Consider the following 20,947-nt stretch of genomic DNA (forward strand, 5'->3'; position numbering starts at 1 on the left):
CCGCCGGTACCCGGCGGGCGGACAGGGTCAGATACCGAGGCGGTCGCGCAGCTGGTAATAGGTCGCGCCCAGTGCGGTGAAGGGCACGCGCAGGAGCTGCCCGCCCGGGAAGGGATAGTGCGGCAGGCCGGCGAAGGCGTCGAAGCGCTCGGCCTGGCCGCGCAGGGCCTCGGCCAGCACCTTGCCCGCCAGGTGGGTGTAGGTGACGCCGTGGCCGCTGCAGCCCTGGGAATAGTAGATGTTGTCGCCGAGGCGGCCCACCTGGGGCAGTCGCGACAACGTCAGCAGGAAGTTGCCGGTCCAGGTGAAGTCGATCTTCACGTCCTTGAGCTGCGGAAAGGTCTGCAGCATTTTCGGCCGGATGATGGCCTCGATGTCCGCCGGATCCCGCGCGCCATAGACCACGCCACCGCCATAGATCAGCCGGCGATCGGCGCTGAGGCGGAAATAGTCGAGCAGGTAGTTGCAGTCTTCCACGCAATAGTCCTGGGGCAGCAGGCTGCGCGCCAGCTCCTCGGACAGCGGCTCGGTGGTGAGCACCTGGGTGCCACAGGGCATGGACTTGGCGGCCAGTTCCGGCACCAGCCCGCCCAGGTAGGCGTTGCCGGCCACCACCACGAAGCGCGCCTTCACCTGGCCATTGGCGGTATGCACCACCGGATTGGCGCCGCGGTCGATGCGCACGGCCGCGCTCTGTTCATAGAGCTTGCCGCCCAGGGAGGCGACCGCGGCCGCCTCGCCCAGGGCCAGGTTGAGCGGGTGGATGTGGCCGCCGCTCATGTCCAAAAGGCCACCCAGATAGCGATCGGTGCCGACCACCTCGCCGATGCCGGCCTTGTCGAGCAGCTGCAGCTGGGTATGGCCATAGCGCTCCCAGAGCTTCTGCTGGGCTTCCAGGTGACCGAGCTGCTTGCCGGTCAGGGCGGCGAAGACGCCGCCGTCCTTGAGATCGCACTGGATGTCGTAGCGGGCGATGCGCTCGCGAATGATGCGACCGCCTTCGAAGGCCATCTCGCCCAGCAGTTGCGCCTGCTTGGGCGGCAGCTGGCGCTCGATGGTATCGATGTCGCGGCTGTAGCTATTGACGATCTGGCCGCCATTGCGCCCGGAGGCGCCGAAACCGACCCGCGCCGCCTCCAGCACCGTCACGCTGAAGCCGTGCTCCAGCAGGAACAGCGCGGTGGAAAGCCCGGTGTAACCGGCGCCGATGACGCAGACGTCGCTTTCGACACTGCCTTCGAGCGCCGGGTATTCGGTGTGGATATTGCGCGAAGCCGCGTAGTAGCTGCCGACGTGTTGTTGCATGGTGAGATTCCTCTGCCTGCGGCCCGGCGCCAACGCCCGGACCGCCGCGCCTGTTCAGAGCTTGATCCAGGTCGCCTTGAGTTCGGTGTATTTGTCGAAGGCGTGCAGCGACTTGTCGCGTCCGTTGCCGGACTGCTTGAAGCCGCCGAAGGGTGCCGTCATGTCGCCGCCATCATACTGGTTGACCCAGACACTGCCCGCACGCAAGGCACGGGCCACGCGATGGGCGCGGGAGAGGTCAGCTGTCCAGACGGCGGCGGCCAGGCCATAGGGGGTGTCGTTGGCGATGCGCACGGCCTCCGCCTCACCGTCGAAGTCGATCACCGCCAGCACCGGGCCGAAGATCTCTTCCCGAGCGATGCGCATGGCATTGTCCACGCCTTCGAAGATAGTCGGCGTGACGTAGCTGCCGCCGGTTTCGCTCAGGGCACGCGCGCCGCCGCTCACCAACCGGGCACCCTCGGCGCGGCCGGTCTCGATGAAACCCAGCACGGTGCGCAGATGGCCCTCGTCCACCAGGGCGCCGACGCGGGTGTCGGGATTCAAGGCATGGCCGGGCGCCCAAGCCTGCAGCGCCTCCGCCACCAGGGCCAGGAAGCGCTCCTTGATCGAACGCTCCACCAGCAGTCGCGAGCCGGCGATGCACACCTCGCCCTGGTTGAAAGCAATGGCCGCGGCGGCTGCCTCGGCCGCGGCGGTCAGGTCCGGGGCATCGGCGAAGACGATGTTGGGGCTCTTGCCGCCCGCCTCCAGCCAGACACGCTTCATGTTCGACTCGCCGGCATAGACCAGCAGCTGCTTGGCGATGCGGGTGGAACCGGTAAAGACCAGGGTATCCACGTCCGGGTGCAGCGCCAGCGCCTGGCCGACGGTGTGGCCGTAGCCGGGCAGCACGTTGAACACCCCTGCCGGTATGCCGGCTTCCAGCGCCAGGCGAGCGATGCGGATGGCGGTCAGCGGCGACTTCTCGGAGGGCTTGAGGATCACCGAGTTGCCGCTGGCCAGCGCCGGCCCGAGCTTCCAGCAGGCCATCATCAGCGGGAAATTCCAGGGCACGATGGCCGCGACCACCCCCACCGGCTCGCGGGTCACCAGACCCAGCTGGTCACGCGGCGTGGGCGCCACCTCGTCGTAGACCTTGTCGATGGCCTCGGCGCTCCAGCGGATGGCATTGGCCGCCGCCGGGACGTCGATACCCAGGGAATCACTGATGGGCTTGCCCATGTCCAGGGTTTCCAGCAGCGCCAGCTCCTCGGCGTTCGCCAGCAGCAGATCGGCGAAGGCGATCAGGACCCGCTTGCGCTGCGCCGGCGCCTGATGGGCCCAGTCACCGCCTTGGAAACTGGCCCGCGCTGAACGGACCGCCGCCTCGGCGTCCTCGGCCATGCAACTGGCCACCTGGGCCAGGTGCCGGCCATCCACCGGACTCAGATCCTCGAAGGTGGCACCGCCCAGGGCGTCCTGATAACGGCCGTCGATGAAGGCGCGGGATTCGACCGTCAATCCCTGGAAGCGCCGCTCCCAGTCCTGTTGCGTCAGCCTTGTCATGATCACGCTCCTTAGACGGTGTGCAGGTACCAGTTGTATTCGAGGTCGGAGATGGTGGTCTCGAACTCCTCCAGCTCGGCTTCCTTGCAGGCGACGAAGATGTCGATGTACTCGGGGCTGATGTACTGGTTCATCACCGCGCTGTCGTCCAGCCGGCGCAGGGCATCGCGCAGGTTGTTCGGCAGGCTCTGTTCGAGCTGCTCGTAGGAGTTGCCGCTGACCGGGGTGCCGGGCTCCAGGCGCTGGGTCATGCCATGGTGAATGCCGGCGAGGATCGAGGCCATCATCAGGTAGGGATTGGCGTCGGCCCCGGCGACCCGGTGCTCGATGCGGATCGCCTCGCTGCTGCCGGTGGGCACGCGCACCGCCACGGTGCGGTTGTCCAGGCCCCAGCTCGGCGCATTGGGCACATAGAACTGGGCGCCGAAGCGGCGATAGGAATTGACGTTCGGGCAGAGGAAGGCCATGGACGCCGGCAGGGTGTCCAGGATCCCGGCGATGGCATGGCGCAGCGGCGCATGGTGCTCCGGATCGTCGGTGGCGAAGATGTTCTGCCCGGTCTGCTTGTCCAGCAGCGAGATGTGCACGTGCAGGCCATTGCCCGCCTGGCCGGGATAGGGCTTGGCCATGAAGGTGGAATCCATCTCATGGTCGTAGGCGATGTTCTTGATCAGCCGCTTGAGCAGCACTGCGTAGTCACAGGCCTTGATGGCGTCCTCGACGTGATGCAGGTTGACCTCGAATTGCGCCGGCGCGGATTCCTTGACGATGGCATCGGCCGGCAGCCCCTGCTCCTTGGCGCCTTCCAGCATGTCCTGCAGGCAATCCACGTACTCGTCCAGGTCATCGATCAGATAGACCTGGGTGGAGACCGGCCGCTTGCCGGAGATCGGCGAGCGCGGCGGCTGCGGCCGGCCGTTCACGTTCTCCTGGTCGATCAGGTAGAACTCCAGCTCGAAGGCGGCGCAGATGGTCAGGCCTAGGTCGTCGAACTTCTTCACCACCCGCCGCAGCACCTCGCGCGGATCGGCGAAGAACGGCGAGCCGTCCTGCTCGTGCATGGTCATCAGCAACTGGGCGGTCGGCCGCTTCTGCCAGGGCTCGTAGCTCAGGGTGCCGGGAATGGGGAAGCAGGTGCGGTCGGCATCGCCGATGTGCAGGCCCAGCCCGGTGCTTTCCACCGTGGAGCCGTTGATGTCCAGGGCGAACAGCGAGGCCGGCAGATTGATGCCGCGCTCATAGACCTTGGACAGACTGGCCCGCTCGACGCGCTTGCCCCGGATGACGCCGTTCATGTCGGTGATCAACAGATCGACGTACTGGATCTCGGGGTGCTCCTTGAGAAAGCCGTTGGCTTCGGTGAGCTGGACGACGCGGGGGGATATCGAATTCATGGGAGGCATCCTTGACGCTGGCCCGCTTCGTTGTGCTTGCTCGTGCGGGTCTGGCAGCGTGGCTGTGGGCGGTGGTTCCTGCAGGCGCCGACCTCTTTGCCAAGGTCCGCCCTTCCACCTGATTGCCCTCGACGGGCCGGGCCAGTATAAATTGGCATGAGCGCAACCCATATCGGCGAATCGGCAAAGGAAGAATGCACCGATGCAATATCAGATAGGCCATGCCGATCTCAGGCTGATCCTCGCCCTGGTGCGCGGCCGGACCCTGGCCAGGGCTGCCGAGCAGCTGCAGGTGGACGTCTCCACGGTCTTTCGCGCCATCCGCAAGCTCGAAGCCAATCTGCAGGTCGCGCTGTTCGACAAGACCCGCCGCGGCTACACCCCGACCCAGAGTGCCAAGGCCCTCGCCGAACAGGCCGAGCGCGCCGAACAGGCGCTGGACGCGGCGCGCATCGCCCTCACCCAGGGCGAGAACGTCATCAGCGGCACGGTCCGCCTGACTTGTACCGATGCCGTGCTGCGCAGCCTGCTCCTGCCGGGGCTCGCCGACCTCATGCCGCGCTATCCCGCGGTCGCCCTGGAAGTCGCCACCTCCAACACCTTCGCCAGCCTGAGCCGGCGGGATGCGGACATCGCCCTGCGCCTATCCAACGCCCCACCCGAACACCTGATCGGCCGCCGGCTCGGTCGCAGCTCCTATTTCGTCTGCGGTCACGAGCGCTATCGCGCCGGTTATGGCCCGCTGGCCACCGAATTGCCCTGGATCGCCCCGGATGATTCCCTGGCCGATCACGTCTCGGTCACCTGGCTGCGCCAGGCCTACCCCAGCCTCACCCCGCGCTATCGCTGCAGCAGCATGTCCGCGGTCGGCGGCCTGGTCGGTGCCGGTCTCGGCGTGGCCGCCCTCCCCGACTTCATGATCAGCAGCCTGGACGGCGTCGAACGCCTGGGTCCGGCGCTGCCCGGTTGCGACACCGATATCTGGCTGCTGACCCGCCCGGACAATCTGTCGCTGCGCTCGGTGCAGATCCTCTTCGATGAGCTGGCGAATCTGTTGAAAGCCCGGATAGCGGAGGTGTGTCTGGCCTGCAGCGAAGCTGCTCGTCCGTCGGATTTAATGCCAGTTCACCTATGACTTCCGAAGCACTACGGCCCATTAAAGCAATCGTTGACCGAAGGTTTTGACGAATTTATTACGTATTCTTCACGAGCTTTTTGAAGATAAGGTCGTCAACGCAACTAAAAGTCTTCGAGTTCTTTTCAGACACGCGGAGTCAAGCACGAAAAGCGTCGTTTACCGGTAGGCCGTCGGCGACGAATTGCCTTAAAAAACAAGTCGGTTAGGCGATATCGAGAGTCATGGTGGTCAATTCCCACGGAGACAACGATGAGCAGCCGCTTCGCCATACCCGATAACCCCGACCGCGATTGTCTGTTGAACATTCACCGGCTTCTCACCTCGAGAATCGATCAACTGCGCAATGTCGATATGGGCAGCTCGCAACTGCAGGAGATTCTCTTCCAGTTCGAAGCCCTGACGGCGGAAACCATCCAACTGGTCGAGGAAGTAGCCGTGAGACTGGCGACCGATGCGCATTAGCTGACCACCGCGGCGGTATTGCCGGGCAAGGAGCTGCCCGGCGCCCTACCGGAGAGTGGTCACGGCATGCGATCGGACAGGGTCACCTGCGCACTCACCCTAGCCAGGGTGACACCCGGGCATGGCCGGGACGAGTGCCGACAAGCCGCTTCTGGCCAAGGCGCTCGCCGCCCGCTCGAGGCCATTCTGGACAGACTGAACGACAGGCATGGGCCCTGGCATTCAACCCCCTCGCCCGACACCGAGGCGCGTCCCCGCGGGGCGCAAGCGTCGCCGCTGTGCCGTGTGCTGGAGAGACTGAGGGCCAACTCCGAATCGAGCGTGGACGGTCACCGGCAGGCAGGGAGGCGCCGAGCAGCCGTCGAAATCAACCCCAAGCAGCCAAGGCAAGACCGATGAACAACGCCAATCCCGCAACCCTGCCCACGCAATTCCTGATGCAGCGTCTGAGTCGTGAACTGGACGGCTGGACCGTTCTGGTGAGCCCGACCTGCCCCGACGGTTCGATCTTCGCCCGTCTGTATTCGCGCTCCGACACTCGGGCCGTGGCGATCCCCTTCGACGCCCAGGCGATCGACAACGACCGCTATATCCGCGAGCGGCTGGCGCTGGTGCGCCCAGCCCGCGGGTGACGAGACCTCCGCGCCAGCGGGATCTCAGCGAAGGCTACAGGGCCCGGTACTGGCCCGTACCACCAGTTCGAAGGGCAACACCACCTCCCGGCTGGTCGGTGGCGAACCGTTGAGGATCTCCAGCAACAGGGCGACCGCTCGCTGGCCGAAGGCCTCCGCGGGCTGGGCGATGGTGGTCAGCGGGGGCTCGCTGTAGGCGGCGAAGGCGATGTCGTCGAAGCCTGCCAGGGACAGGTCCTCGGGCACCCGCAACCCGGCGCTGCGAAGCGTCTGGAGCGCGCCGATCGCCATCTCGTCGCTGCAGCAAAACAGCGCGGTTGGCCGCTCCGGTAGCCTCAGCAGCGCCCGGGCGGCGGCGGCGCCGGCAGCCAGGGTGAAGTCGCCCGCGCGCAGCAGATCCGGGTCCAGGGGGATGCCGGCCTCGGTGAGCGCCTCCTGGTAGCCGGCCAGGCGCTCCAGGGTGAGCGGGCTGTCTTGCGGCCCCTTGATCAGGGCGATACGTCTGTGACCGAGCGCCAGCAGGTGTTCGGTCAGGCAGCGGGCGGCGGCACGGTTGTCCAGCCGCACCTTGGGCCAGGGGTGCTCGGCGAGCACCTCGCAGGCATTCACCACCGGCGGTGCGTCGGCGTCACCGGCGAAGGGATCGAAGGCGCGCAGCTGGATCACCCCGTCCGCCTGCCGCGCATAGACCAGTTCGGCGTACTCGCGCTCGCGGGCCTCGTCGCCCGCGGTATCGCACAGCAGCACCCGATATCCCGCCGCCTGGGCCGCCTGCTGGATCCCGGCGATGACGCGAGCGAAGAAGCTGTTGGCGATCAGCGGCACCAGTACCACCAGGTTGCCGGTGCGTCGCGAGCGAAACTGCACCGCCATCCCGTTGGGCCGGTAGTTGGCCGCGGTCACGGCGGCCTGCACCCGTTCGCGGGTCGCTGGCGCCACCACCTCGGGATTCTTCAGGGTGCGCGACACGGTCGCGACCGAGACCCCGGCCAGTTCGGCGACCCTGCGGATGTTGGACATGCGGCCTCGGTGAGCGTGGGAGAGCCCGTCACTGTGCGCAAAGCCGGGCGTCCGGGCAAGCCGTACGTCCGCCGGGCGCTTGACTAAAGACCGCCACAGGCTCCAAATATTCGTAGATGTAACCGGTTACACTCAACACAACGATAAACCGAGGGTAAGAGGATGCAGGCTGAAACCGGCGGCAGGGTCCGTTACGGCATGATCGGTGGCGGCCAGGGCGCGTTCATCGGCGCGGCCCACCGGCGCGCAGCGGCCCTGGATGGCGCGCTCGAACTGGTCTGCGGCGCCTTCAGCCGCGATCCCGCCAACAACGGCACGACCGGACGGGAGCTGGGTCTGGCGCCCGAGCGGGTCTATGCCTCCTGGGAAACCTTGCTGGCCGACGAAGCCCGGCTACCCCTCGAGCAGCGGGTCGAGTTGGTGGTGATCGTCACGCCCAACGACCTCCATGTGCCCATCGCCCAGGCGGCCCTGACGGCCGGCTTCCACGTCTTTTCGGAAAAACCCGCGGGCATCTCCCTGGCCCAGGTGCAGAGCCTGGCGAACACGTTGGCCGCCCTGCCCCTGCGCTATGCGCTGGCCCACACCTACCTCGGCTATCCCCTGGTGTGGGAGGCCCGTGAGCGGGTCGCCCGCGGAGAGCTGGGGGCACTACGCAAGATCCATGTGGAATACCCCCAGGGCTGGCTCGCCCAGGACCTGGCCGCCACCGGCAACCGGCAGGCGGCCTGGCGCGACGATCCGGCCGCCTCCGGTCCGGGCGGTTGCCTGGGCGACATCGGCACTCATGCCTTCAGCCTGGCCGAATTCATCGGTGGCCAGCCCATCACCCGCCTCAGCGCCCATCTGCGCAGCCACCTGCCCGGTCGGCGGCTGGACGACGATGTCATGGTGCTGTTCGAGACCGCCGCGGGCGCCAGCGGTAGTCTGCTAGCCAGCCAGGTCTGTGCGGGCGAGGAAAACGGCCTGCGTATCCGCCTCTACGGCGAGCGCGGCAGTCTGGAATGGCGGCAGCAGGCACCCAACAGCCTGCTGCTGCGCAGCCTCGACCAACCGCCGCAGGACCTGCGCGCCGGCCTCGGCCAACCCTGGCTGAGCGCAGGCGCCCAGCAGCGCCTGCGCCTGCCCGCCGGGCATCCGGAGGGCTATCTCGAAGCCCTGGCCAATCTCTATCGCGACCTGGCCGCGGCCATTCGCGATCCGGCCGATTCGGCGGCAGGGCTGCCCGGCATCAGCACCGGCTGGCGCGGCCTGGCCTTCATCGAAACCGCCCTGGCCAGCCATCGGCGCCAGGGCGCCTGGATCCCCTTACCGACCCTAGGAGCCTGAACATGGCCGCCAACGCTCGTCCCGGCCTCAAGGGCCCGGCGATCTTTCTCGCCCAGTTTCTCGATGACAAGCCGCCCTTCGACACCCTGCCCAACCTGGCGCGCTGGGCGGCGGACCTCGGCTACCGGGGCATCCAGCTGCCGACGCTGGGCCCGCAGTGCCCAAATCTGGAACGCGCCGCCGCCAGCCAGGACTACTGCGACGAACTGCTCGGGCAATGCGCCGAGGCCGGAGTGGCCATCAGCGAGCTCTCCACCCACCTGCAGGGACAACTGGTAGCCGTGCATCCGGCCTTCAGCGAGGCCTTCGACGGCTTCGCCCCGCCGGCGCTGCGCGGTCGCCCGGAGGAGCGCCAGGCCTGGGCCGTCAAGCAGCTCAAGCTGGCCGCCAAGGCCAGTCGCCGCCTCGGTCTCAAGGCGGTGGCGAGCTTTTCCGGCGCCCTGCTCTGGCCCTATGTCTATCCCTGGCCACAGCGTCCGGCGGGCCTGGTGGACGAGGGCTTCGCCGAGCTGGCCCGTCGCTGGCGCCCCATCCTCGACGTCTACGGCGAGGAAGGCATCGACCTCTGCTTCGAATTGCATCCCGGCGAAGACCTGCACGACGGCGCCACCTTCGAGCGCTTCCTGGCGGCAGTCGACGACCATCCCCGGGCGCGGATCCTCTATGACCCCAGCCATTTCGTCCTGCAGCAGCTGGACTACCTGGGCTTCATCGACCGCTATCACGCACGCATCGGCATGTTCCACGTCAAGGACGCGGAATTCCGTCCCGATGCGCGCAGCGGCGTCTATGGCGGCTACCAGGACTGGGCCGAGCGGCCGGGGCGCTTCCGTTCCCTGGGCGATGGCCAGGTCGATTTCGGCGCCATCTTCAGCAAGCTCACCCAGTACGGCTTCGACGGCTGGGCGGTGCTGGAATGGGAATGCTGCCTCAAGGACGCGACCCAGGGCGCGGCCGAAGGGGCACCCTTCATCCAGCGTCACCTGATCCAACCGGCCACCCGCGCCTTCGACGACTTCGCCGGCAGCGAGGCCGACCCGGCGCGCAATCGGCGGATGCTGGGCCTGGAGTAAGGACCCCGCTCGTTTTTTCGTCACATAACCCACAACAAGGAATCGACGATGAACGCACTCTCGCTACGCCTGAGTACCCTGATGTTCCTGCAGTTCTTCATCTGGGGCAGCTGGTTCGTCACCCTGGCGACCTTTCTCGGCAACACCCTGGGCGCCAATGGCGGCCAGATCGGCCAGGCCTTCGCCACCCAGTCCTGGGGTGCGATCCTGGCGCCCTTCGTGATCGGCCTGATCGCCGATCGCTACTTCAACGCCGAGCGCATCCTCGGCCTGCTGCACCTGGCCGGTGCGGTGTTGCTCTACCAGCTCTATGCGGCAGCCGACTTCACCACCTTCTATCCGCTGGTGTTGGCCTACATGCTCTGCTACATGCCGACGCTGGCGCTGGCCAATTCCGTGGCCTTCCGCCACCTGACCGATCCGGCCCGGCAATTCGCCAGGATCCGCGTCTGGGGCACCCTGGGCTGGATCGCCGCCGGGTTGGCCATCAGTTTCGTCTTCGCCTGGGACAGCCGCAGCGGCATCGCCGCCGGCGCCCTGCGCAACACCTTCCTGCTCGGCGCCGCGGCCTCCCTCCTCCTCGGTCTCTACAGCTTCAGCCTGCCGCCCACCGCGCCGCTGCCGGCCACCCGCGGCGGACTGGGCGCCATGCTCGGCCTCGACGCCCTGCGCCTGCTCAAGGACCGCAGCTTCGCAGTGTTCTTCGCCGCTTCGGTGCTGATCTGCATTCCGCTGGCCTTCTACTACCAGAACGCCAACCTCTTTCTCGCCGAACTGGGGGTGGCCAACCCCACCGGCATGATGACCCTCGGCCAGGTGTCCGAGGTGGGCTTCATGCTGCTCCTGCCGCTGTTCATCCGCCGCTTCGGCCTCAAGCGCACCCTGCTGGTGGGCATGCTGGCCTGGGCGGTGCGTTACGGTTGCTTCGCCCTCGGCGCCCAGGGTGACGCCCTCGCCTACCTGCTGCTGGGTATCGCCCTGCATGGCGTCTGCTACGACTTCTTCTTTGTCTCCGGGCAGATCTATACCGACGCCAAGGCCGGCGAGGCGAACAAGAGCGCGGCCCAGGGCCTGATCACCCTGGCCACCTATGGCGTGGGCATGCTGGTCGGCTTCCGGGTGGCCGGGATGGTATCGGATCACTATGCCAGCGCCGCCGGCCATGACTGGCAGGGCATCTGGCTGTTCCCGGCACTGTTCTCCCTGGGCGTGCTGCTGGCCTTCCTGGTCAGCTTCCGCGATGCCCGTCCGGAACGCCTGGCCGCTGCCCCGGTGCGCTAGGACGGTTCGGCTGGTGGCCCGGCCCGGAGGCGGCCGGGCCATCGGCAAGGCCTGCGACACCTTCCCTGCAGACAATCCGAACGAAGCCGCGGACCCGGTGCCGAGTCTCCTGGTCTGCCCTGTCCGTCTATCCGCGCCCCAGCCCCTGCACCAACCCGCTCCTTCCTGCACGACCTGTCCGCCGGCCACATGACATCCGTATTCCTCGCAGTGCAGGAATTCACGAACCACCCGGCAATCTGGCAAGACCAATTTCAAAAAATCCAATTGGTCTTGCCAGACATCTGATCTGGGGTGTAGCTTTCCCTGCCATGGATCTCACATAGGGCACCGACCCTAGAACAACAACAAGAGAGAGCACCATGCTGGATACCCCATCGCCCCACGGCGAAGGTGGCGGCCCCGTAACGGCCGCGCCCGCCCCCTGCCTGACGCTCGAACACATCTCCAAGCGCTTTCCCGGCGTCGTGGCCCTCAACGACGTCAGCCTCAGCCTCTACCCGGGCGAAGTCCACGCCATCTGCGGCGAGAACGGCGCCGGCAAGTCCACCCTGATGAAGATCGTCAGCGGCCAGCAGCCGCCCGACGAGGGGCGGATCCGCTACCTGGGCGAAGAGCGGCACTTCAAGTCGGTGTCGGAAGCCGAGCATGTGGGCATCGCCATCATTCACCAGGAGCTCAACCTGGTGCCGCACCTCACGGTGGCGGAAAACATCTTCCTGGCCCGCGAGCCGGTGCGCTTCGGCCTGATCGACAGGCGCAAGATGCAGGCGGACACCGAAGCCTGCCTGGCCCGCCTGGGCGTGGCCATCAGCCCCCGCGCCCCGGTGGCCAAGCTGTCGGTGGCCCAGCAGCAGATGGTGGAGATCGCCAAGGCGCTGTCGCTGGACGCCCGGGTGCTCATCCTCGACGAACCGACCTCCTCGCTGACCGAAAGCGAGACCCAGGCGCTGTTCAAGGTCATCCAGGACCTCAAGGCGCGCGGCGTCGGCATGCTCTACATCTCCCACCGGCTGGACGAGATGCGCCACATCGTCGACCGGGTGACCATCCTGCGCGACGGTCGCTACGTCTCCACCCAGCGCTTTGCCGAGACCAGTGTCGACGCCATCGTGGCGGGCATGGTCGGGCGCTCCCTCGACGAGAAATTCCCGCCACGCACCGCCGTTCCCACCGGCGAGGTGCTGCTGCGGGCGCAGGGCCTGACCCGCAAGGGGGTCTTCCAGGACATCAGCTTCGAGCTGCGCCGCGGCGAGATCCTCGGCTTCGCCGGCCTGATGGGCGCCGGGCGCACCGAGATCGCCCGGGCGATCTTTGGCGCCGACCGGCTGGATGCCGGCCAGGTGGAGATCAACGGCCGCGCGGTCACCCTCCGCAGTCCGCGCGACGGGATCGACCAGGGCATCGCCTACCTGTCCGAAGACCGCAAGAAGGACGGCCTGGCGGTGAAGATGACCCTGGCGCACAACCTGACCCTGGCCAACCTCGGCGCCCTCTGCACCCCGCTGGGCTTCATCCGCTTCAAAGAGGAGGCGCGGGTCGCCCAGGACTATGTGCGGCGGCTGGACATTCGCACGCCCTCGATCGACAAGGTCACCCGCTACCTCTCCGGCGGCAACCAGCAAAAGATCATCATCGGCAAATGGCTGTTCCGTGACGCCCGGATCATGTTCTTCGACGAGCCCACCCGGGGTATCGATGTCGGCGCCAAGTACGCCATCTACGAAATGATGGACCAGCTGGCCGCCCAGGGCATCGGCGTCGTCCTGATCAGTTCGGAGCTGCCCGAGCTGCTGGGCATGAGCGATCGGATCCTGGTCTTCCACGAAGGCCGCCTGACCGGTGATGTCGCGACCCGGACCACCACCCAGGACCAGATCATGCACTACGCCTCCGGCTGCACGTCGCACTGACGGCAGGTCGCCCACGCGTGTCGAGCGAGACAGAGAAATGACCGAAAAACAAAAAGAATTCCTGCAGAAGTTTGGCGCCCTGGTCAGCCTGCTGGCGCTGATCGCGGTGTTTTCCTCCATGAGCAGTGCCTTCCTCACCATGGGCAATGGCATGAGCGTGGCGCTGCAGGTCACCTCCATCGCCTTTCTCGGCCTGGGTGCGACGGCGGTGATCATCACCGGCGGCATCGACCTGTCGGTGGGGTCGGTCCTGGCCCTGGCGGGGGTGGCCAACGCCATGGCGGTCAAGGCCGGTGCCCCCATCGAGGTGGGCATCCTGGTCGGCCTGATCGTCGGCGGGATCTGCGGCGCGATCAACGGCCTGTTCGTCACCCTGGTCAAGCTGCCGCCCTTCATCGCCACCCTGGGCATGATGCTGGTGGCCCGCGGCCTGGCCCTGCGACTGACCGATGCCCAGCCCATCTCCGGTCTTGGCGCGGCCTTCGGCGTGCTCGGCAACGGTACCCTGGGCCGCATCGAGCGGATCGGCGACGACGGCTTTCCCAACGTGATCTTCCCCGGCATCCCCTACCCGGTGATCATCATGATCGTCCTGGCCATCGCCCTGTGGCTGGTGCTCAGCCGCACCCGCCTGGGCCGTCACATCTATGCCGTGGGCTCGAATGCGGAAGCCGCCCGGCTCTCCGGGGTCAAGGTGCGCGCGGTCACCCTCTTCACCTATGTGCTGTCCGGCGTGCTGGCCGGCCTGACCGGCGCGGTGCTGATGTCGCGCCTGGTCACCGCCCAGCCGAACGAAGGGGTGATGTACGAACTGGACGCCATCGCCAGCGCGGTGATCGGCGGCACCTCCCTCTCCGGCGGCATCGGCAGCGTGTCGGGCACCCTGATCGGCGCCTTCACCATCGGCGTGCTGCGCAACGGCCTCAATATGCTCGGCGTCTCCAGCTTCACCCAGCAGATCATCATCGGCCTGGTGATCCTGCTGACCGTCTGTATCGACCAGCTCCGCAACCGCAAGAAGTGAACCCTCGATAACAACAACAAGGAACGACCGATGAAAAACTTCAAGAAAGTGGTCCTGGGTGTCGCCCTGTCCGCCGCGACCTCCCTGGCGCTGGCCGGTAACGGCGAGATCGCCGTCATCGTCAAGAGTGCCAACTCCAACTACTGGCAGAACGTGCAGAAGGGCGTGCAGGAAACGGCCAAGCAGCACACCAGCTACAAGGTCACCTTCCAGGGACCGGCCTCGGAATCGGCGATCGCCGACGAGGTGAACATGGTGGTCAATGCCGTCAACCGCGGCGTCTCGGGCATCGTGCTGGCGCCGTCCGACCCGGACGCCCTGGTGCCGGCCATCAAGCAGGCCTGGGAAGCCCATATCCCGGTGGTGCTGATCGACTCCTCGGTGGCGGAAAGCGGCGCGCCCTACTACCAGTCCTTTCTCTCCACCGACAACAACAAGGCCGGCGAGCTGTCCGCCCAGCGCATGATCGAGAAGGTCGGCAAGACCGGCAAGATCGCCATCATGTCCTATGTGCCGGGCACCGGCTCGGAAGTGGGCCGGGTCGGTGGCTTCCGCAAATACCTGGAGCAGCATTCGCAGCTGACCGTGGTGGGCCCCTTCTATTCCCAGTCGCAGATGGCCAATGCCCTGAACCAGACCACCGACGTGCTGGCCTCCAATCCCGACCTCAAGGGCATCTACGGCGCCAACGAACCGACCGCGGTCGGCATGGCGCGGGCCATCGCCCAGTCCGGCAAGACCGGCAAGCTGCAGGCCATCGGCTTCGACGGCAACGAGGACCTGCAGGGCTTCGTCCGCGACGGCACCCTGGACGCCATCGTGGTGCAGAGTTCCTATCGCATGGGCCTGGAATCGGTCGCCACGGTGATCAAGGTCATCGAGAAGCAGAAGGTGCCCAAGTTCATCGACACCGGCGTCCTGCTCATCGACAAGGCCAACCTGGACAGCCCTGACGCACGCAACGTGCTCTATTGAGTGGAGGCCTGGCGATGAATCTCTCCGAACGGCGTCCCCTGGCGAAAAGCCCGCTGGCACTCCCAGTGCTCGGGCTGGGCTGCTCCCAGCTGGGCGGACTGTACCGGGACATACCACTGCAGCAGGCCGTCGACACCCTGGCCGGCGCCTGGCAGCAGGGCATCCGCTATTTCGATACGGCGCCCTTCTATGGCTATGGCCGCTCGGAGCATCGCCTCGGGGCCTTTCTCGACGAATTGCCGCGGGATGAAGTCGTGCTCAGCAGCAAGGTGGGCCGGCTGCTCGCGCCCAACGGCAGCGAGCGCGCCAACGATGACGGCTGGGCTCGGCCACTGCCCTTCAAGCCGGTTTACGACTACAGCTACGACGCCATCCTGAGGTCCCATGAAGACAGCCTGCAGCGACTGGGGCTGGCGCGGATCGACATCCTCTATGTGCACGACATCGGCCGCCGCACCCATGGCGAGCGGCATGACCGGCACTGGCAGGCGCTGACCCGCGGCGGTGGTTTCCGCGCGCTGGAAGAGTTGCGCAGCACCGGCCAGGTCCAGGCCATCGGCCTGGGCGTCAACGAATGGGAGGTCGTGGTCGACAGCCTCGACGAGTGCCCGCTGGACTGCACCCTGCTGGCCGGTCGCTACACCCTGCTGGACCAGGAGAGCCTGAGCCCCCTGCTCGATCGCTGCCGGGCCCAGGGCCACGCCATCGTCGCCGGCGGGGTCTTCAACTCCGGGATCCTCGCCGGTGGCCAGCACTTCGACTATGGCGCCGCGCCGCCGGCGGTGGTGGCCAAGGTCCGCGCCCTGCAGGAGGTCTGCGCCGAATTCGCGATCCCGCTGGCCGCCGCGGCCCTGCAATTTCCCCTGGCGCATCCGGCGGTCGCCTCGGCGGTCATCGGCGCGCGCAGCGCTGAGCAGGTGGCCAGTAACGTGGCCTGGCTGCAGACGCCCATTCCGGCGGCCTTCTGGAGCACCCTCAAGCAGCGCGGCTTGCTGGACGCCGACGCCCCTGTCGCAGGAGCCCCGGCATGAAACCGCACAGCCCTTGCCATCCCTCTCCTGGGCGCCGGCCACTGGCTGTCCCGCCCAGCGAGCGTCTCGCCCCGAATCCAATGTGCATCCCGAGCGATGCGGAGTCTTCCTATGCTGACCGTCATCTGTGAAAAACCCGGCCTGCTGGTCTCGCGCGATACGCCCAAGCCCGCGCGTGGCCCAGGCGAAACCCTGATCCGCATCCGTCGGGTCGGCGTCTGCGGTACCGACCTGCACATCTACGAAGGCAACCAGCCCTACCTGGAATACCCACGGGTGATGGGGCATGAGATTTCCGGCATCGTCGAGGAAACCGACGACAGCAGGCGCCTGCAGGCGGGGGACATCGTCTACGTGGTGCCCTACCTGTCCTGCGGCCAGTGCATCGCCTGCCGCCAGGGCAAGACCAACTGCTGTACCAGGATCGCGGTCCTGGGCGTGCATCGTGATGGCGCCCTGACCGAATACCTCAGCCTGCCCGACCGCTTCGTCTTCAAGGCGGAGGGCCTCACCCTCGATCAGGCGGCGATGGTGGAATTTCTCGCCATCGGCGCCCACGCCGTGCGCCGTTCGGGCCTGGGTCAGGCACAGCGGGTGCTGGTGGTGGGCGCCGGCCCCATCGGCATGGCGGCGGCGATCTTCGCCGGCATCACCGGGGCCCAGGTCTCCGTCCTCGATACCCGTACCGATCGCCTGGAATTCTGTCGCCAGCATCTGCGGGTCGCGGCCACGGTCACCGTCGGTGACGGCGACAAGGACGAACTGGCACGGCTGACCGATGGTGACTTCTTCGATGTGGTGTTCGACGCCACCGGTAACGCCCGCGCCATCGAGCGGGGTTTCGAATTCGTCGCCCATGCCGGCAGCTATGTACTGATCTCGGTGGTGAAGGACCACATCCGCTTCGCCGACCCCGAATTCCACAAGCGCGAGACCACCCTGCTGGGCAGTCGCAACGCCACCGCCGAGGACTTCCAGCATGTCGAGCGCTGCCTGTGCGAGGGCCTGATCCCGGACCAGGCGCTCAATACCCATCGCCTGCAACTGGCCGAGCTGCCCACCCGCTTCGCGGAGCTGCTGGACCCGGCCCGCGGCGTCGTCAAAGCCATCGTCGAAATCTAACGGGCCTGACCTGGCCGAGGAGCGAGACCATGACACGCTACTGTCTGCTGCTGGACCTGCGGGACGACCCGGAGCTCATCGCCGAATACGAACGCCAGCACGCGGCGGTCTGGCCCGAGGTCATCGCCCATCTGCGCGAAGCCGGCGTCGCCAACATGACCCTCTGGCGCCTGGGTTGCCGTTTGACCATGCTGCTCGAGGCCGGGCCGGACTTCTCCTTCGACCGCCTGCAGGCGCTGGAACAGCGCAACCCCAGGATCCAGGAATGGGAAACCCTGATGGCGCGCTATCAGCTGTCCTCCCCCGAGGCGGGATCGGCGAAGTGGCGACTGGCGACCCCGCTGTTCGAGTTGGCCGCCCAGCCCTGAGCCGCTGGCGCCGATCCGGGTAGCCCATGAGATACTGAAGCCCTTGAAGATGCAGGTTTCACCGATGACGCTGCCCACTGCCACCACCGAAAGAAAGCTCTACCAGAAGATCGCGGATCGCCTGCGCCAGCATATCCACGAGGGCGCCATCGAAGCCGGCACCCGCCTGCCGCCGGAGCGCGACCTGGCGCAGTTGCTGGGCGTCTCCCGGCCGTCGCTGCGCGAAGCCCTGATCGCCCTGGAAATCGAAGGCAGCATCGAGGTGCGCCAGGGCTCCGGGATCTATGTGAACGCGGCGCTGCTGAACACCGGAGTACGCACCTCCACCCTCGGCGAGAGTCCTTCGGAGCTGATGCACGCCCGAGCCATGATCGAGGGCGCGACCATCGTGCTGGCCTGTTCCCTGGGCGGCAAGGCCGACTACCGCTACCTGGCGAAGTGCATCCAGAACATGAGCGACAAGATTGCCCAGGGCCTTTCGCCCATGGAGGACGATCGCAAGTTCCACTGCCGCCTGGCCCGAATGAGCGGCAACTCCACGCTGGTGCGCATCATCACCTCGCTGTTCGACGAGCGCCACAGCCCCCTCTCCACCCACGTCGCCGAGCAGACCGAAAGCCAGAAAACCTGGGGCGTCGCCGTGGCCGAACACGAAGCCATCCTGCGCGCCATGGAAGCCCGCGACCTGATCGGCGCCCAGACCGCCATGCGTCACCACCTGCTCTGTTCGGAAGCGCGCTGGCTCGAGGGCTTCGCGTCGAGCGAGGAGTGAGGGCGAAGCAGACGACCGAGACGTCCGCTGCTGCCACTTGCACACCCCTAGGGCGCTTCGTCTCATGGTCTCGCCGAGTGCCCGGAAAGAGCACACGCTCGGTAGCGCCCTCGCCGCTGGACTGCAGCCTCCACTCGCAGATCAGAGCCGCTCGATACATCTTCTACTGCCCATCCTGCACGCCCGCCCCCGGCTGGCCGCCCCGATCACCCTTGCCTGCCGCGCCTTCAATCCCTTTCCCGCCCTGCAGAACTTCATCGTCCTGGCCCGGCAACTAGCGGGCAGACCACAGCGGCGAGCGCGGGGCTGATCTCCAGGCATCGGTCCACGGCCACGACCGCGTGGCCTCTGCCGCCGCCACCTTTCCTTGCCCACCCAAACAAGCAGCGGCCTGACCAGGCGTCGCTGAGGTCCGTTGCTGCCCGCGCGCCGCCCAGCCAAATGGCCTTGCTCGCGTCGATTCTCAGCTCCTCCAGTTGCCTGTCGCCGCCCCGTTGGCGACAACAATCGCGACTTGACAGCCCCTCGTTAAAAGATAAAGGTAAATCTCGTTTAAATAACTTTTATCGAATGGAGATAAAAATGAGCGACATCCTGATCGATATCCAAGGCGCGGTTGCGGTCATCACGCTCAACCGGCCCGCTAAACTCAACGCCTGGACTACCCCCATGCGCAACGAGATCATCGACGCGCTCGAGCGCTTCGAGACGGACGACGCCATCCGGGCCATCATCATGACGGGTGCCGGTGACCGGACCTTCTCCGCGGGCCAGGACCTCTCCGAAGCGCACGATTTCGACGGCGAGCGCGCCGTCGCCTGGGTGGGCGAATGGCAGCGCTATTACGCCGCCCTGCGTGGTCTATCCAAGCCGCTGGTGATGGCCTTGAACGGTACCGCGGCAGGTTCCGCCTTCCAGGTGGCCCTGCTGGGTGACATCCGGGTCGGCCACCCCGGCGTGCGCATGGGTCAACCCGAGATCAATGCCGGGATCGCCAGCACGACCGGCCCCTGGATCATGAACAGCATGCTCGGCATGTCCCGCACCATCGAACTGACCCTGACCGGCCGGCTCATGGACGCCGACGAATGCCACCGCATCGGCCTGATCCATCACCTCGTCCCGGCTGAAGAGGTGTTCACCAAGGCCTTGGAAGTTGCCGAAGCCCTGGCGGCGAAACCGCCGGTGGCCATGCGCCTGGACAAGCAGCGTTTCCGGGAAATGACCGAAGCCGGCTTCCAGGACAGCATCGAGGCGGGCACCCGCATCCAGCGCGAGGCCTACGAATCCGGCGAACCCGCCCGGATGATGGAGGCCTTCTTCCAGCAACGCGCCAAGTAAGAGCGCGGCCCCCCTGACCGGGAGCACCACCCTCCACGCCTCGCCCACGAGGCCTTCCGCTATCTCTGCCGACGACATGGGTTCACCGCTGCCGGGCGTTTGCGGCACGGCACGACCTGCAAACGAGTTTTCGTTGCCAAGGAGTCAGTCCAGATGAGTCAATTCCAGAATCCAGGTCGCCGACAGGTGCTCAAGGCCGGCGCCCTTCTGGCCGCCGCGGCAGGTCTGCCGCGTATCGTTTTCGCTCAGGATCAGCGCCTCGTGGTCTCGGACCCTGGCGGCCCCTATACCGAGGCTTATCGCCGGGCCTTCTACACGCCCTTCGAGCAGGCGACCGGTATCAAGGTCATCAGCGTGGCCCGCGAATCCCAGCCGGTCGCCCAGTTCTCGGCCATGGTGCAGACCCGCAACTATGTCTGGGACGTCACCACCCTGACGATCTCGGCAGACATTCCCTTTCTCGAGGAAAAGGGCTTCCTCGAACCCATCGGGCTGAAGGCGGAGGACTATCCCGATCTCCTCCCCGAGGCGGTCACCGCCAACTGGCTGGGCGTGGACGTCTATTCCACCGTCCTGGCCTACCGCACCGACACCTTCGCCCCCGGCAAGGGCCCCCAGTCCTGGCGCGACTTCTGGGACGTCGAGAAGTTTCCCGGTCGCCGCTGCCTGAGACGCAACCCGCTGGATACCCTCGAACAGGCGCTCATGGCCGACGGGGTCGCCATCGATGACCTCTATCCGCTGGACGTGGACCGTGCGTTCAAGAGCCTCGATCGCATCAAGCGCCATGTCGATATCTGGTGGACCTCCGGTGCCCAGGCCATGCAGGCCATTCAGAGCGGCGAGGTGGACATGATCTCCACCTGGAATGGTCGCGCCCAGGCGGCCATCGACAATGGCGCCCCGGTGGAGATCGCCTGGAACCAGGGCCTGTACTCCATCGAAGGCTGGGCGATTCCCAAGGGCACGCCACGCGCGGACCTCGCCAAGCAGTTCGTCCGCTTTTGCGCGGATGCGCAGCGCCAGGCCGAACTGACCAGGACCCTGGCCTACGGCCCCACCAACCGCAAGGCCTTCGACAGCATCCCCGCCGAGCGCGCACGTCTGCTGCCCACCGAGCCGGGCAACCTGCAGCACATGCGGCTGCCCAGTCCGCAGTGGTGGGCGGAACATCGCGCTGCAGTGACCGAGCGCTTCAACGCCTGGATTCTGTCCTGAG

Annotated in this window: 19 protein-coding genes; 15 read left to right on the plus strand and 4 right to left on the minus strand. The window is 66.6% G+C overall.

Features of this window, described 5'->3' with window-relative positions:
* Nucleotides 1-27: 27 nt before the first annotated feature.
* Genes RCF34_RS02680 through RCF34_RS02690 form a run of 3 tightly spaced genes read right to left on the minus strand, consistent with a single transcriptional unit; the run spans nucleotide 28 to nucleotide 4,247 of the window.
* Entirely contained in the window at nucleotides 28-1,305 is a 1,278-nt protein-coding gene (locus tag RCF34_RS02680) for an FAD-binding oxidoreductase (RefSeq protein WP_308706777.1), read from the minus strand.
* A 54-nt stretch (nucleotides 1,306-1,359) separates the two neighbouring features.
* On the minus strand, nucleotides 1,360-2,853 hold the full coding sequence (locus tag RCF34_RS02685) for an aldehyde dehydrogenase (RefSeq protein WP_308706778.1): 1,494 nt from the start codon (nucleotides 2,851-2,853) through the stop codon (nucleotides 1,360-1,362).
* A gap of 11 nt (nucleotides 2,854-2,864) precedes the next feature.
* Nucleotides 2,865-4,247: a glutamine synthetase family protein gene (locus RCF34_RS02690; RefSeq protein WP_308706779.1), complete on the minus strand. Its 1,383-nt coding sequence runs from the start codon at nucleotides 4,245-4,247 to the stop codon at nucleotides 2,865-2,867.
* Between the two features lie 202 nt (nucleotides 4,248-4,449).
* Between RCF34_RS02690 and RCF34_RS02695 the strand changes: the two genes are divergently transcribed.
* From RCF34_RS02695 to RCF34_RS02705, 3 genes are all read left to right on the plus strand, one after another.
* Entirely contained in the window at nucleotides 4,450-5,382 is a 933-nt protein-coding gene (locus RCF34_RS02695) for a LysR family transcriptional regulator (protein WP_308706780.1), read from the plus strand.
* Nucleotides 5,383-5,634: 252 nt separating this feature from the next.
* Nucleotides 5,635-5,847, plus strand: a complete 213-nt coding sequence (locus RCF34_RS02700; protein WP_308706781.1) for a hypothetical protein — start codon at nucleotides 5,635-5,637, stop codon at nucleotides 5,845-5,847.
* A gap of 395 nt (nucleotides 5,848-6,242) precedes the next feature.
* Complete coding sequence (locus RCF34_RS02705) at nucleotides 6,243-6,479, plus strand: hypothetical protein (RefSeq protein ID WP_308706782.1); 237 nt, start codon at nucleotides 6,243-6,245, stop codon at nucleotides 6,477-6,479.
* A 24-nt stretch (nucleotides 6,480-6,503) separates the two neighbouring features.
* Here RCF34_RS02705 and RCF34_RS02710 read toward each other — a convergent pair whose 3' ends face one another.
* Nucleotides 6,504-7,499: a LacI family DNA-binding transcriptional regulator gene (locus tag RCF34_RS02710; protein ID WP_308706783.1), complete on the minus strand. Its 996-nt coding sequence runs from the start codon at nucleotides 7,497-7,499 to the stop codon at nucleotides 6,504-6,506.
* Nucleotides 7,500-7,661: 162 nt separating this feature from the next.
* Here RCF34_RS02710 and RCF34_RS02715 point away from each other — a divergent pair, with 162 nt between their 5' ends.
* From RCF34_RS02715 to RCF34_RS02775, 12 genes are all read left to right on the plus strand, one after another.
* Nucleotides 7,662-8,828, plus strand: coding sequence for a Gfo/Idh/MocA family oxidoreductase (locus RCF34_RS02715; protein WP_308706784.1), 1,167 nt, complete (start codon nucleotides 7,662-7,664; stop codon nucleotides 8,826-8,828).
* Between the two features lie 2 nt (nucleotides 8,829-8,830).
* Complete coding sequence (locus RCF34_RS02720; protein WP_308706785.1) at nucleotides 8,831-9,901, plus strand: sugar phosphate isomerase/epimerase family protein; 1,071 nt, start codon at nucleotides 8,831-8,833, stop codon at nucleotides 9,899-9,901.
* 48 nt (nucleotides 9,902-9,949) lie between these two features.
* Nucleotides 9,950-11,182, plus strand: coding sequence for an MFS transporter (locus RCF34_RS02725; RefSeq protein ID WP_308706786.1), 1,233 nt, complete (start codon nucleotides 9,950-9,952; stop codon nucleotides 11,180-11,182).
* A 362-nt stretch (nucleotides 11,183-11,544) separates the two neighbouring features.
* A complete protein-coding gene (locus RCF34_RS02730) occupies nucleotides 11,545-13,095 on the plus strand; it encodes an ATP-binding cassette domain-containing protein (RefSeq protein ID WP_308706787.1) in 1,551 nt (516 codons plus the stop codon).
* Between the two features lie 37 nt (nucleotides 13,096-13,132).
* Nucleotides 13,133-14,119, plus strand: coding sequence for an ABC transporter permease (locus tag RCF34_RS02735; protein WP_308706788.1), 987 nt, complete (start codon nucleotides 13,133-13,135; stop codon nucleotides 14,117-14,119).
* Nucleotides 14,120-14,149: 30 nt separating this feature from the next.
* Complete coding sequence (locus RCF34_RS02740; protein ID WP_308706789.1) at nucleotides 14,150-15,094, plus strand: ABC transporter substrate-binding protein; 945 nt, start codon at nucleotides 14,150-14,152, stop codon at nucleotides 15,092-15,094.
* Between the two features lie 14 nt (nucleotides 15,095-15,108).
* On the plus strand, nucleotides 15,109-16,125 hold the full coding sequence (locus RCF34_RS02745; protein WP_308706790.1) for an aldo/keto reductase: 1,017 nt from the start codon (nucleotides 15,109-15,111) through the stop codon (nucleotides 16,123-16,125).
* 111 nt (nucleotides 16,126-16,236) lie between these two features.
* Entirely contained in the window at nucleotides 16,237-17,247 is a 1,011-nt protein-coding gene (locus RCF34_RS02750; protein ID WP_308706791.1) for a zinc-binding alcohol dehydrogenase family protein, read from the plus strand.
* A 29-nt stretch (nucleotides 17,248-17,276) separates the two neighbouring features.
* A complete protein-coding gene (locus RCF34_RS02755) occupies nucleotides 17,277-17,615 on the plus strand; it encodes an L-rhamnose mutarotase (RefSeq protein ID WP_308706792.1) in 339 nt (112 codons plus the stop codon).
* A gap of 64 nt (nucleotides 17,616-17,679) precedes the next feature.
* Entirely contained in the window at nucleotides 17,680-18,387 is a 708-nt protein-coding gene (locus RCF34_RS02760) for a FadR/GntR family transcriptional regulator (RefSeq protein WP_308706793.1), read from the plus strand.
* 582 nt (nucleotides 18,388-18,969) lie between these two features.
* A complete protein-coding gene (locus RCF34_RS02770) occupies nucleotides 18,970-19,728 on the plus strand; it encodes an enoyl-CoA hydratase/isomerase family protein (protein WP_308706794.1) in 759 nt (252 codons plus the stop codon).
* Nucleotides 19,729-19,881: 153 nt separating this feature from the next.
* Nucleotides 19,882-20,946 carry an ABC transporter substrate-binding protein gene (locus tag RCF34_RS02775; RefSeq protein WP_308706795.1) on the plus strand — a complete coding sequence of 355 codons (1,065 nt, stop codon included), beginning with the start codon at nucleotides 19,882-19,884 and terminating at the stop codon, nucleotides 20,944-20,946.
* The last annotated feature ends 1 nt before the right edge of the window (nucleotide 20,947 follow it).

It is taken from the genome of Pseudomonas sp. 102515, from assembly GCF_031085165.1.
Taxonomy (GTDB): Bacteria; Pseudomonadota; Gammaproteobacteria; order Pseudomonadales; family Pseudomonadaceae; genus Chryseomonas.

Bases quoted from the DNA above. Each gene is read 5' to 3' on its own strand.
- RCF34_RS02680 (WP_308706777.1), bottom strand. From the start codon at position 1,305: ATGCAACAACACGTCGGCAGCTACTACGCGGCTTCGCGCAATATCCAC.
- RCF34_RS02685 (WP_308706778.1), bottom strand. From the start codon at position 2,853: ATGACAAGGCTGACGCAACAGGACTGGGAGCGGCGCTTCCAGGGATTG.
- RCF34_RS02690 (WP_308706779.1), bottom strand. From the start codon at position 4,247: ATGAATTCGATATCCCCCCGCGTCGTCCAGCTCACCGAAGCCAACGGC.
- RCF34_RS02695 (WP_308706780.1), top strand. From the start codon at position 4,450: ATGCAATATCAGATAGGCCATGCCGATCTCAGGCTGATCCTCGCCCTG.
- RCF34_RS02700 (WP_308706781.1), top strand. From the start codon at position 5,635: ATGAGCAGCCGCTTCGCCATACCCGATAACCCCGACCGCGATTGTCTG.
- RCF34_RS02705 (WP_308706782.1), top strand. From the start codon at position 6,243: ATGAACAACGCCAATCCCGCAACCCTGCCCACGCAATTCCTGATGCAG.
- RCF34_RS02710 (WP_308706783.1), bottom strand. From the start codon at position 7,499: ATGTCCAACATCCGCAGGGTCGCCGAACTGGCCGGGGTCTCGGTCGCG.
- RCF34_RS02715 (WP_308706784.1), top strand. From the start codon at position 7,662: ATGCAGGCTGAAACCGGCGGCAGGGTCCGTTACGGCATGATCGGTGGC.
- RCF34_RS02720 (WP_308706785.1), top strand. From the start codon at position 8,831: ATGGCCGCCAACGCTCGTCCCGGCCTCAAGGGCCCGGCGATCTTTCTC.
- RCF34_RS02725 (WP_308706786.1), top strand. From the start codon at position 9,950: ATGAACGCACTCTCGCTACGCCTGAGTACCCTGATGTTCCTGCAGTTC.
- RCF34_RS02730 (WP_308706787.1), top strand. From the start codon at position 11,545: ATGCTGGATACCCCATCGCCCCACGGCGAAGGTGGCGGCCCCGTAACG.
- RCF34_RS02735 (WP_308706788.1), top strand. From the start codon at position 13,133: ATGACCGAAAAACAAAAAGAATTCCTGCAGAAGTTTGGCGCCCTGGTC.
- RCF34_RS02740 (WP_308706789.1), top strand. From the start codon at position 14,150: ATGAAAAACTTCAAGAAAGTGGTCCTGGGTGTCGCCCTGTCCGCCGCG.
- RCF34_RS02745 (WP_308706790.1), top strand. From the start codon at position 15,109: ATGAATCTCTCCGAACGGCGTCCCCTGGCGAAAAGCCCGCTGGCACTC.
- RCF34_RS02750 (WP_308706791.1), top strand. From the start codon at position 16,237: ATGCTGACCGTCATCTGTGAAAAACCCGGCCTGCTGGTCTCGCGCGAT.
- RCF34_RS02755 (WP_308706792.1), top strand. From the start codon at position 17,277: ATGACACGCTACTGTCTGCTGCTGGACCTGCGGGACGACCCGGAGCTC.
- RCF34_RS02760 (WP_308706793.1), top strand. From the start codon at position 17,680: ATGACGCTGCCCACTGCCACCACCGAAAGAAAGCTCTACCAGAAGATC.
- RCF34_RS02770 (WP_308706794.1), top strand. From the start codon at position 18,970: ATGAGCGACATCCTGATCGATATCCAAGGCGCGGTTGCGGTCATCACG.
- RCF34_RS02775 (WP_308706795.1), top strand. From the start codon at position 19,882: ATGAGTCAATTCCAGAATCCAGGTCGCCGACAGGTGCTCAAGGCCGGC.